This window comes from Flavonifractor sp. An52 (genome assembly GCF_002159385.1).
GTDB classification, from domain to species: Bacteria; Bacillota; Clostridia; order Oscillospirales; family Oscillospiraceae; genus Flavonifractor; species Flavonifractor avicola.
On the sequence record NZ_NFIB01000017.1, the window covers coordinates 52,142 to 62,283 of the forward strand.

General features: G+C 58.4%; 12 protein-coding genes and 1 pseudogene. 4 read left to right on the forward strand and 9 right to left on the reverse strand.

The genetic code is table 11. The features are described 5' to 3' along the window. Positions 1-2 precede the first annotated feature (2 nt). Genes atpG through B5G06_RS08340 form a run of 6 tightly spaced genes read right to left on the reverse strand, consistent with a single transcriptional unit; the run spans position 3 to position 4,378 of the window. The gene (atpG, locus tag B5G06_RS08315) at positions 3-884 is read right to left on the reverse strand and encodes an ATP synthase F1 subunit gamma (protein ID WP_087188616.1); all 882 of its coding nucleotides are present in this window, start codon (positions 882-884) and stop codon (positions 3-5) included. Next, complete coding sequence (atpA, locus tag B5G06_RS08320) at positions 872-2,392, reverse strand: F0F1 ATP synthase subunit alpha (protein ID WP_087188617.1); 1,521 nt, start codon at positions 2,390-2,392, stop codon at positions 872-874. Before atpA ends, atpG begins: the two co-directional genes overlap by 13 nt. Next, the gene (atpH, locus tag B5G06_RS08325; RefSeq protein WP_087188618.1) at positions 2,389-2,913 is read right to left on the reverse strand and encodes an ATP synthase F1 subunit delta; all 525 of its coding nucleotides are present in this window, start codon (positions 2,911-2,913) and stop codon (positions 2,389-2,391) included. The genes atpA and atpH overlap by 4 nt, the downstream gene beginning before the upstream one ends. Beyond that, on the reverse strand, positions 2,910-3,398 hold the full coding sequence (gene atpF, locus B5G06_RS08330; protein ID WP_087188619.1) for a F0F1 ATP synthase subunit B: 489 nt from the start codon (positions 3,396-3,398) through the stop codon (positions 2,910-2,912). Before atpF ends, atpH begins: the two co-directional genes overlap by 4 nt. Before the next feature lie 14 nt (positions 3,399-3,412). After that, positions 3,413-3,631, reverse strand: a complete 219-nt coding sequence (atpE, locus tag B5G06_RS08335) for an ATP synthase F0 subunit C (protein ID WP_207752835.1) — start codon at positions 3,629-3,631, stop codon at positions 3,413-3,415. Positions 3,632-3,676: 45 nt separating this feature from the next. After that, on the reverse strand, positions 3,677-4,378 hold the full coding sequence (locus tag B5G06_RS08340; RefSeq protein WP_204220772.1) for a F0F1 ATP synthase subunit A: 702 nt from the start codon (positions 4,376-4,378) through the stop codon (positions 3,677-3,679). Positions 4,379-4,665: 287 nt separating this feature from the next. Here B5G06_RS08340 and B5G06_RS08345 point away from each other — a divergent pair, with 287 nt between their 5' ends. Both B5G06_RS08345 and B5G06_RS08350 read left to right on the forward strand, forming a co-directional pair. Continuing rightward, positions 4,666-6,282: an ATP-binding protein gene (locus B5G06_RS08345; protein WP_087188622.1), complete on the forward strand. Its 1,617-nt coding sequence runs from the start codon at positions 4,666-4,668 to the stop codon at positions 6,280-6,282. 6 nt (positions 6,283-6,288) lie between these two features. Further along, positions 6,289-6,957: a response regulator gene (locus B5G06_RS08350; RefSeq protein ID WP_087188623.1), complete on the forward strand. Its 669-nt coding sequence runs from the start codon at positions 6,289-6,291 to the stop codon at positions 6,955-6,957. A gap of 95 nt (positions 6,958-7,052) precedes the next feature. On the opposite strand, the pseudogene B5G06_RS08355 reads toward B5G06_RS08350, so the two are convergent. Then, a pseudogene (locus tag B5G06_RS08355) lies at positions 7,053-8,096 on the reverse strand (radical SAM protein); the annotation flags it as partial. 12 nt (positions 8,097-8,108) lie between these two features. Further along, a complete protein-coding gene (locus B5G06_RS08360; RefSeq protein ID WP_087188624.1) occupies positions 8,109-8,816 on the reverse strand; it encodes a TetR/AcrR family transcriptional regulator C-terminal domain-containing protein in 708 nt (235 codons plus the stop codon). 46 nt (positions 8,817-8,862) lie between these two features. Here B5G06_RS08360 and B5G06_RS08365 point away from each other — a divergent pair, with 46 nt between their 5' ends. Further along, positions 8,863-9,378 carry a YcxB family protein gene (locus B5G06_RS08365; protein WP_087188625.1) on the forward strand — a complete coding sequence of 172 codons (516 nt, stop codon included), beginning with the start codon at positions 8,863-8,865 and terminating at the stop codon, positions 9,376-9,378. Positions 9,379-9,386: 8 nt separating this feature from the next. Then, positions 9,387-9,761: a hypothetical protein gene (locus B5G06_RS08370; protein WP_143382722.1), complete on the forward strand. Its 375-nt coding sequence runs from the start codon at positions 9,387-9,389 to the stop codon at positions 9,759-9,761. A 164-nt stretch (positions 9,762-9,925) separates the two neighbouring features. On the opposite strand, the gene B5G06_RS14165 is transcribed toward B5G06_RS08370, so the two are convergent. Beyond that, positions 9,926-10,142, reverse strand: a 217-nt coding sequence (locus B5G06_RS14165; protein WP_204220774.1) for a hypothetical protein, incomplete at its 5' end; no start/stop codon positions are given.

Sequence of the window (10,142 nt, forward strand, 5' to 3'; positions counted from 1 at the left end):
TTTTACAGTGCGGCCTGGGCGCCGCCCACCACCTCGGTGATCTCCTGGGTGATGGCGGCCTGGCGGGCCCGGTTATAAGACAGATTCAAATTTTGCAGCATGGCCCGGGCATTGTCGCTGGAGGATTTCATGGCGGTCATGCGGGCGTTCTGCTCCGAGCAGTAGGATTCCACCAGAGCGCCGAAGATGTCGCCCTTCACATAGCCGGGCACAAGGCGGTCCATAACCGCCTTGACGGAGGGGACGTATACCACGTCCCGATTGTAGGTGTCCCGGTTTTTCTCATAGTCGGGAAAGACGTCCGGGTCCAGAGGCAGCAGCTTGTGGACGGTGGGCTCCATGCGGAAGGTATTCACCATGCGGGTGAAGAGGATATAGACCTCGTCCAGCTGTTCCTCCAGATAGAGGTCGATCATCAGCTCGGCCATATCCCGGGCCCGGCCCATGTTGGGGTCCTGGGCGGTATAGAGAAACTCCACATCGATGGGGATGCCGTGCTCCTGAAAATAGGAGCGGCCCACCTGACCCACCACGAAGAGACTGGTATGGGGATGCTGGCTCATCTTCTGCTCGGCCAGCTTCAGAATGTTGTGGTTGTAGGCGCCTGCCAGGCCCTTGTCGCCGGTGATGACGATATAGCCGATCTTGCGGTCCTCCGGCTGAACGCTGGGACGCTTGTCAAAGAAAACGTGACTGATCTCCGGAGAATGGTGGAGAATGTCGGAGATGGTGGTCTCGATCTTCTGAAAGTAGGGCTCCACATCGGTGAGCTGCTTCCGGGCCTTCTGAAGATTGGAGGAGGAGATGAGATACATGGCGTTGGTGATCTTCAGGGTCTGCTCCACGCTTTTGATGTGGGTGCGGATCTCTTTTATGCTTGCCATGTGGCGCTCACCCGTTTCTTGGCGTTGTCCAGCACCGAGCGGATGGTCTCAATGGCCGGGCCGCTCAGGTTGCCGGTGGACTGGATCTCGTCCACCACGTCGGTGTGTTCCTGCCCCATCTCCTGGGCAAAGTCCAGCACGAAGGAGCGTACCTTGTCCAGAGGCACGTCGTCCAGCAGTCCGTTGGTGGCAGCATAGAGGATGATGGCCTGGCGGCTTACCGGCATGGGGTTGTACAGAGGCTGCTTCAGCAGCTCCAGCAGGCGGCGGCCGTGGTCCAGAGCCTGCTGGGTGGCGGGGTCCAGATCGGAGGCAAACTGAGTAAAGACCTCCAGCTCACGGAACCGGGCCAGGTCGATACGCAGGGTACCGGCGGTCTTTTTGATGGCCCGGGTCTGGGCGGAGCCGCCTACACGGGATACCGACAGGCCTACGTTGACGGCGGGCCGCTGGCCGGCAAAGAACAGGTCGCTTTCCAGATAGATCTGGCCGTCGGTGATGGAAATGACATTGGTGGGGATATAGGCCGACACATCACCGGCCTGGGTCTCGATGATAGGCAGGGCGGTCATAGAGCCGCCGCCGTATTCCTTGGTAAGGCGGCAGGCCCGCTCCAGCAGCCGGGAGTGGAGGTAGAACACGTCGCCGGGATAGGCCTCACGACCGGGGGACCGCTTGAGCAGCAGGGAGAGGGTACGGTAGGCCACCGCGTGCTTGCTCAGATCGTCGTAGACGATGAGCACGTCCTTGCCTTTGCTCATGAAGTACTCGCCCATGGCCGCGCCGGAATAGGGGGCGATGTACTGGAGGGGGGCGGACTCACTGGCGGTGGAGGAGACGATGATGGAGTAGTCCATGGCGCCGTGCTTCTTCAGGGTATCCTGAATACGGGCCACGGTGGAGGCCTTCTGGCCGATGGCCACATAGATGCAGATCACATCCTGACCCTTCTGGTTCAGAATGGTGTCCACGGCGATGGCGGTCTTGCCGGTCTGCCGGTCGCCGATGATGAGCTCACGCTGGCCCCGGCCGATGGGTACCATGGCGTCAATGGCCAGGATACCGGTCTGAAGGGGGACGTTCACCGGCTCGCGGCTGACTACGCCGCTGGCCTCATGCTCAATGGGGCGGGTTTCGGTGGCCTCAATGGGGCCCAGACCGTCGATGGGCTGGCCCAGCACGTCTACGACGCGGCCGATCAGGCCGTCGCCCACGGGCACGTCGGCAGGGTGGCCGGTGCGGCGTACCACGGTGCCCTCCCGGACACCGGCGTCGCTGCCCAGCAGTACCACGCCCACGCTGTCCCGGGCCAGGTTCATGACCATGCCCTTGACGCCGGTGTCCAGCTCTACCAGTTCGCCGTATACCGCCTTGTCCAAGCCGTAGACGGTGGCAATGCCGTCGCCTACTTCCAGCACGGTGCCGGTCTCATCCCGCCGTACGCGGGTATCATACCCTTGAATCTCCTCCCGCAGGATGGAGACGATTTCTTCGGGATTGGTTTTCATGCCATTCGCCTCTCTTCCAGTTGCCGGCTCAGACCGGCCAGTGCGCCCCGGACGCTCTTGTCATAGGTTACGCCCTCCAGCTCCAGCGTGAATCCGCCCAGCAGAGACGGATCCATGCGGATCTCAAAGACCACATCAGCCTTGTGGTGGAGCCGGCACAGGGCCTGTTTCAGCTTTTCCTGCTCCGCTTCATCGGGGACACGGACGCAGGTCAGGCGGCAGCGGACCGCCCCCCGCTGAGCTAGGGCCTTGTCATGGAAGGCTTCCAGAATGTCGGGCAGCAGAGTCATACGGCCCTTTTCCGCCAGCAGGCGGTAAAAACGCATCAGCAGACCGTGGCCGTCCAGAATGGGCAGCCGGTCCAGAACACGCTCCTTTTCCCAGGCCTGGACGGCGGGGGAGCACAGGGCCTCCCACAGAGGGGCGTCCGCCATCATGGCCTGAGCGGTGGCTTGCAGGGTCTCCTCATCGGGGGAGACGGCATAGAGTGCCTCTGCATAGCGGCGGGCCAACTCATTCATGCCTGCTCACCCACTTCCGACAGGAATGTATCTACAAAGGCCTTGTCGTCGTCGCCGTCCATAGACCGCTGGGCCACCTTGGCGGCTGCCAGCAGGGCCAGGGAGGCCACCTCGTTCCGGGCGCCCCGCAGCATGGCGTCCCGCTGCTCGGCGATCTGGGCCTCAGCCTCGCTGCGCAGACGCTTGGCGTCGGTCTCTGCTTCGGCCATCTTGCCCTCGTAGACACGCTGGGCCCGGTTCTGGGCGTCGGCCACGATCTTGGCGGCCTCATGCCGGGCGTCGGTCAGCTTGCCCTCGTACTGGGCCTTCAGCGCTTCGGCCTGACGGTTATTTTCCTCCGCGGAGGAGATCTCGCCCTTCACCAGAGCGGCCCGCTGTTCCAGCACGGCGTTGACACGGCCGAAGAGAAACTTCTTCAGCAGGAAAAAGAGTATCAGCAGGTTGATAATGGTGAAGAGAATGGTGGAAAGATGGAACTCCAGCATTGGGGGCGCCCCCTTTAACCGACGAAGATGATGAGCAGAGCGGTGATGAAGCCGAAGATGGCGGTACCTTCTGCCAGGGCGCAGCCCAGCAGCAGAGCGCTGTTGATCTTGCCGGAGGCCTCGGGCTGACGGGCAATGGCCTCGCTGGCCTTGCCGGTGGCGAAGCCGATGCCGATACCGGCGCCGATGCCGGTGAAGACTGCGATTGCGGCAGCAATGATAGCCATAGACATGATAATTTCCTCCTGTAAATCAAATGTTTCTTGGATGAATGTGCCTTACTCTTCCTCTTTGATGCCCTCGCCGGTGAACAGTGTGGTCAGGAACACAAAGACGACCATTTGGATTAACCCGTCAAACAGGTCGAAGTAGATGCTGAATACCGCCGGCAGAAATACCGGGACCACAAATTTGAGCATCTCCATGATGATGAATGCGCCCAATACGTTGCCGAACAGACGCATACACAGCGCCAGGGGCCGGATGATGACCTCCATCAGATTGATGGGGAGCAGCAGCGGCATGGGCGCGGCGAACTTCTTCAGTCCGCCCAGCAGACCGTTGTACCGGAACTGGGAGCCATAGATGAGCAGCATACTCATCAGGGCCAGGGCGGTGGTCACGCTGATGTCCTTTGTAGGCGGCGTCAGACCAAAGATGCCAATGATATTGGCAAAACCGATATACAGCGCCACCGTGCCCAGGTAGGGGGCAAAAGGCCGCCAGTGACTGCCGATGTTGGTCTTGACGAAGCCGTTGAGGAACTGCACCGCGCTCTCCAGGGCGATCTGGACCTTGCCGGGATTGCGTACGCTCAGGTTCCGGGTCAGCAGCAGCACCGCAATGACCAGCACAGCCATGACGATCCAGGTTACCACCACCGACTCCGCCACCGGAATGCCTCCAAACAGCGGGATGGTGAAAGCGGTGTGGTTTCCCAACTCCTCCACCAGGGATTCCTTGAATGCATCCAAACACATCACCTCGTTTTCGCAGGCCTTATCTTACTACCTGGTCCAAATTTCCGTAACCCTTTTGAAAGTAAAAAAAGTAATGAAAATACACGGAAAATAAGCTTTTAATGAGAGTTACCAAAAGGAAAGCGCAAAAGAATGGAAAAAGATGCTATGGTTCCACAGAAGGCGCTGTCAGGGCTTATCCGCATCATTTGCGCTTTGGCGCAAAAGTATGCCTGGGACGGCTGCCGGCTTTTGTTTGACAGGCTTCGCGGTTTTTCCTATACTGGTAACAAAGGAGGCGGGTGTCTATGTCCACACAGGCCAGATCCTCCATCCGTGCCCGGTTGATGCGGATGAACCTGGTGATTGTCATCGTATCCATTGCTCTTTCCATAGGCGGGACCCTCTATTTTACCCTGCGCAGTGAACAGACGGCTCTTGACAACAATCTGCTCAATTCCGCGTCCATTCTGTCCCAGGTACCTATGATCCAGGAGGCCCTGCAGGGGGAGCGTACTATAGAGGAGCTGTCCGATTATCTGGACGAAACCACCAGCCGTACTTCCGATATTGACTTGATCCTGGTGGGGGACACCCAGTCCAAATTGCTCTATGTGCCGGACAGCACCCTGATCGGCACCTCCTATGTGGGGACGGCCCAGCAGGCGGCGCTGGCCGGTGCGGCTCCCTACACCTCCAATGAGACGGGGCCCATGGGCTCGGACCACTCCGCCTATGCCCCTGTGCGGGACGAGGCGGGGGAAGTGATCGGCTTCGTCATTGTAGGAGTCTACTTCCGCAGCATGGCTCTGGTGGGTCTGCACACGGTGCTTCGCCTGCTGGCGGTGGGTGTGGTGGCGGCAGTGCTGGGTTCTCTGCTGGCCATGCGCCTGTCCCGCAGCATCAAGCAGTCTCTGATGGGTTATGAGCCGGACGCCTTTGCCCGCCGGTTCCACCAGAGGGAGGATATCCTGGACGCGCTTGAGGAGGGTATCCTGGCCATCGATGCAGAGCAGAAGGTGATTTTTCTCAACAAGGCGGCGGCGGAGATGCTCTCCATTGAACGGCAGACTGCCGTAGGCCGGCCCCTCCATGAGGTCTATCCCCGTTCCACGCTGGACCGCATCCTCCGCACCGGCCAGTCGGAGTACAACGTGAGTATGAACTCCCTGAAGGAGATCCGGGTCCTGGCTGACCGGATGCCGCTGTATGAGAATGGAACGCTGGCCGGTGCGGTGAGCATCTTCCGCAACCGCACCGAACTGACCCGTATGGCGGATGATCTGACGGGCGTGCAGCATATGGTGGAGGCTATGCGGGCCTATACCCATGAATTTATGAATAAGCTCCATGTGATCCTGGGTCTGCTCCAGATCGGAGAGCCGGAAAAGGCCCAGGAGTACATTATGGATACCACCCGGACCCAGCGGGTGGCGGTGAGCCGCATTATGAACCAGATTCGCCAGCCCTCGGTGGGGGCGCTGCTGGTAGGTAAGACCAGCCGGGCCAACGAACTGGGTATCCATCTGCGGTTGGACCGGGAGAGCACCCTCAGTGAGGAGAGCCTCTGGCTGCCGCCGGAGGCCTATGTGACCATTCTGGGCAATCTGATCGAAAACGCCATCGAGGTGCTCAACCAGTCCCGCCGTGCCATCAAAGAGGTGTCGGTGAGCATCCGGGAGAGCGAGGACAGTCTGCTGCTGTGCGTGGAGGACACCGGGCCCGGCATCTCCCCGGCCCTGCGTCAGACTCTGTTTCAGCGGGGGGTATCCACCAAGGGCCGCAGCCGGGGTACCGGCCTGGCATTGGTCCAGGAGGTGGTGGAGGCCTATCACGGGCAGATCCGGGTGGAATCGGAGCCGGGAGTGGGCACATCGTTTTTTGTGAGCTTTTGCCGGGAGGAGGTCCCGGAGGACGGAGAGTGAGTTTGGATGTATCGCGTTGTGATTGTGGAAGACGATCCCATGGTTTCGTTGCTGGACCGGACTTTTACAGAGAAAGACCCACGGTTTCGGGTGATCCAGACCTTTCAGGACGGACGGGCCGCCCTGGAGTGGTTGGCTCAGAATCCGGCGGATCTGGTGGTGCTGGATGTCTATATGCCGCTGTTTACCGGGGTGGAGCTCCTTCACGCCCTCCGGGAGAGGGCCATCCCTGTAGACGCTATCATGGTCACTGCCGCCAACGATGCCGCCACCGTGGACCAGCTGCTTAAAATGGGAGTGGTGGACTATCTGGTCAAGCCCTTTACATACGAGCGATTCCAGCAGGCGCTGGATACCTTTTGCCGCCACCGGGAGGCGGTCATGGGGGAGGAAGTGACTCAGGGAGAGCTGGATAAACTGTTTGCCCCGCCGGAGTCCGGGGAGCACAGCGCCCCCAAGGGCCTCCAGGAGAGCACCCTGCGGCTCATCCGATCCTGTCTCCGGGCCGCGCCGCCCCAGGGACTGCCCAGCGAGGCCCTCTCCAAACAGACCAATTTGTCGGTGGTGACGGTGCGCCGCTATGCCAACTACCTGGTGGAGCGGGGAGAGGCCTTCAGCACCATCAATTACGATACAGGCGGCCGCCCCTGCCGCCTGTATCGGGCAAAAGAGTGAGGGGCACGGTTACCACGTAACGCGGCGATCCCCCCAACGCGGCTGTTTGCAGACGCGCTGGGGGGATCGTTTTGGAGAGAAGGGCTGGATATGGATTATGAAGGCTGTTGGGAATGAGATTCCTGCCAGAGCGCATCGGCTACCGGTTTCCACCGTTGGGCATAAGGAATCGTCTTTTCGCACAGATGCTCCGGGCTTTCCGGACTTTGGTAGTCGGTGTTGACAGCCCCAGTTTCGGCTACCATTTTGGGTAAGAACTCCGGGTTTTCCAGCATAGGGCAGGGGCGGAGCATATTATTGTTGAAGGGCTGACTGCGGTGATAGGCCTGGAAGAGAGGAGATTTCAGGGCGTCCAGCAAACTTACATCGTGGATATTTACGTTGGAATAGTGGATAAACACACAGGGCTCCACATCGCCTTTGGCGTTGATGTGGAGATACCGCCGGCCGCCGGCGATGCAGCCGCCCACATATTCGCCGTCGTTCTGGAAGTCCAGGGTGAAGATGGCCTTGGTGGAGCGGAAGGTGCGGATGGCATGGTACATTTTGGACCGCTGCTCCGGGGAGGGCAGCAGCTCCACGGCGGCGTCGTTGCCCACGGGCATATAGTGGAAGAACCAGGCGAACAGGGCACCGCTGTCAATGAGCTGGTCAAAGTACCGTTCGCTGCTTACGTCGTCCACATTGCGGCTGGTATAGCAGGTGGAGATGCCGAAGGGCAGATTGTGGGAGTTCAGCAGAGCCATGACCGCGTGGACCTTCTGATAGACACCCTCTCCCCGCCGGGAGTCGTTTGCGGCCTCAAAGCCCTCCAGGGAGATGGCGGGGACAAAGTTTTTCACCCGCAGCATCTCCTGACAGAAAGCCTCGTCGATCAGAGTGCCGTTGGTAAAGGACAGGAACATACAGTCCGGGTGCATTTCGCAGAGCTTTATGATGTCCCCTTTGCGTACCAGCGGCTCGCCGCCGGTGTAAATGTACATATAGGTGCCCAGCTTTTTGCCCTGGGTGATGATAGAGTTCAGATCCTCCAGGCTCAGGTTGAGTTGGTGACCGTATTCCGCCGCCCAGCAGCCGGTGCAGTGCATATTGCAGGCGGAGGTGGGGTCCAGCAGGATGGCCCAGGGGATGTTGCAGTTTCTCTATAAACATTACAAGTCAAAAGATTCGGCGGGAAATGAGGAACGCTGTTCCGCGAAGCGAATCACGGCGCCCAGCTGCTTTACGTTCCGGGTGAATTCTTCGGGTAGCATCCCGTTTCTTGACAGGATCCACCGTGCAATGCAGCAGACAATAGCGTCAGCAAAAAAGTTGGCGGTAAATTCGTCACATTTTCCGTCTGCCGGCAGGAAGGAGAAGTAGTGTTTGAAAATGGAAAAGACGCTTCGTTGAAAATGAACGAGAAAGGAGTCCTGCCCCTTCACTTGCAGCGCGGATCGATAAAAGACCCGGTTTTCATAGAAATAGTCGCATAGCTGTTGGAACTTATCCCAGGGATCTTCCTGAGCGGCGTCAGGACTGTCCCGTAGTACCGCACCTATCTCAGAATCAAAGATCCAGTTAATAAGGTGGTATTTATCCCGGAAATGGTAATAGAAGCTCTGCCGTTTCATGCCGCACCGCTGGCAGATAAAGGCCACATTGATTTTTTCAATGGGCATTTCCCGCATGAGCTCCTTCAGCGCCTGAGCCAGCGCTTTTTTGGTAATGGTGGAGTCTGGCATGGCGATCCCTCCTGTGAAATGGTATGATACCATAGTTTCTACAGCGGTGCAAGAATGGGGAACGGCACAGGAGGGGCAACCTTTAGGATTGTTAAGACAGCCTTCAGAAAACCTTTCTGTATCCCTGCCTGCCATCTGATATACTGCTTACATCAGAATTGCAGGATGGAGGAGGGCTGTTATGGAGTTTGTATGCAGCACCCGATATTCCCAAAAGACCCTGACCGCCATGGCCAGAGCACTGCGAAAAACCGTCCGGGCCAGGACCAATCTGTGGCTCAAGGTGGTCTGTGCCGTCCTGATTGGTATTTGCCTGCTGTCCATCTATGCGTCCTGGGACGATCCCTGGTATGTGGGTACCAACGGAGTGGTGATCGTTTTTCTGCTGGCAGTACAGTGGAAGCAGGATTGGCTGAACGGCTATATTGCCCGGCGGCGGGCGCTGCCCGGCACGGAGTTCAGCAGTACCACGTTTCATCAGGATTGCTTTGAGACCAAAATCGCCGGAGCTGTGACACAGTGGAAGTATGATAAGGTCACTGTGCTGGCAGAGAGCAGAGCATACATCTTTTTTATTATGGGGAAAAACCATGCCAGTGCTTTTGAAAAAGAGGGGCTGGAGGGTGGAAGTGTGGCGGAGTTCCGCCGGTTTTTGGAGGAACGGACCGGAAAGCAGATTAAATTCGTTGGGGGATAAATACGACGATGAATAAACTGAAAACAGCGGCAGGACTTGGTATTTTGGGCGCCTGCGTGGCAGGCGTGGTTTATTGCCGGCGGAGAAGACGCATTCCGCTGGAAGAATATACCCGATACGCGCTCTATATGGCGGTGATGGACGACGAGATCTGCCGCAATGAGTTGGAGGGCAACTGGATCAATGGTGAAGAGATCCGGTTTCCGCCCAAGATGGAGTCGCTTCAGCAGCGCTACCATATGTTCCTGCGCTGGAATCGCAGAAAAAGCCGGGAGGACATCCAGACGGAAGTAGCCAGGATGGAGGAGCGGCTGGAGGAATCCAGGCAGTACTTAGGGCAGCCCAAAGAGGAACTGACGGTCTCTTTTCAGGAGGCGGACTGAGAATCTTGGGCGGAGGTACAAAAACTGTGAGTGAGAACGAGGCCCTGCCCGGCATCTTGCCGGGCAGGGCCTCGTTTCTCTTTTTGAGCTTGTCCGCCTCTGGGATGGATAGTGGTCAAAGTGGTCGCCTGTAGTTGTGTCAGGTCGCTTTGAAAACTGATGTGCTATGCGTTTTCAGGTTCCGGCAGGTGCAGGGTATCCTCCAGCAGATGAAGAAAGGTGCGAAGGGCCTGATTCCGACCACCGCTGGGCCAGACGGCTCTGGAGTGATACACTAAAACCGCACACCCAAGGTGATATAATAAAACACAGAAAGGGTGTAGCAGATGGGACAGAAATACGACGCGGAATATAAAGCCGATGTGCTGAAGCTGGCCGATG

Excerpts from the sequence above, each read along its gene's own strand:
- atpE (WP_207752835.1), bottom strand. The coding sequence starts at position 3,631 with ATGTCTATGGCTATCATTGCTGCCGCAATCGCAGTCTTCACCGGCATC.
- B5G06_RS08340 (WP_204220772.1), bottom strand. The coding sequence starts at position 4,378 with ATGTGTTTGGATGCATTCAAGGAATCCCTGGTGGAGGAGTTGGGAAAC.
- atpG (WP_087188616.1), bottom strand. The coding sequence starts at position 884 with ATGGCAAGCATAAAAGAGATCCGCACCCACATCAAAAGCGTGGAGCAG.
- B5G06_RS08365 (WP_087188625.1), top strand. The coding sequence starts at position 8,863 with ATGGAGTTTGTATGCAGCACCCGATATTCCCAAAAGACCCTGACCGCC.
- atpF (WP_087188619.1), bottom strand. The coding sequence starts at position 3,398 with ATGCTGGAGTTCCATCTTTCCACCATTCTCTTCACCATTATCAACCTG.
- B5G06_RS08370 (WP_143382722.1), top strand. The coding sequence starts at position 9,387 with ATGAATAAACTGAAAACAGCGGCAGGACTTGGTATTTTGGGCGCCTGC.
- atpH (WP_087188618.1), bottom strand. The coding sequence starts at position 2,913 with ATGAATGAGTTGGCCCGCCGCTATGCAGAGGCACTCTATGCCGTCTCC.
- B5G06_RS08350 (WP_087188623.1), top strand. The coding sequence starts at position 6,289 with ATGTATCGCGTTGTGATTGTGGAAGACGATCCCATGGTTTCGTTGCTG.
- B5G06_RS08360 (WP_087188624.1), bottom strand. The coding sequence starts at position 8,816 with ATGGCAGGCAGGGATACAGAAAGGTTTTCTGAAGGCTGTCTTAACAAT.
- atpA (WP_087188617.1), bottom strand. The coding sequence starts at position 2,392 with ATGAAAACCAATCCCGAAGAAATCGTCTCCATCCTGCGGGAGGAGATT.
- B5G06_RS08345 (WP_087188622.1), top strand. The coding sequence starts at position 4,666 with ATGTCCACACAGGCCAGATCCTCCATCCGTGCCCGGTTGATGCGGATG.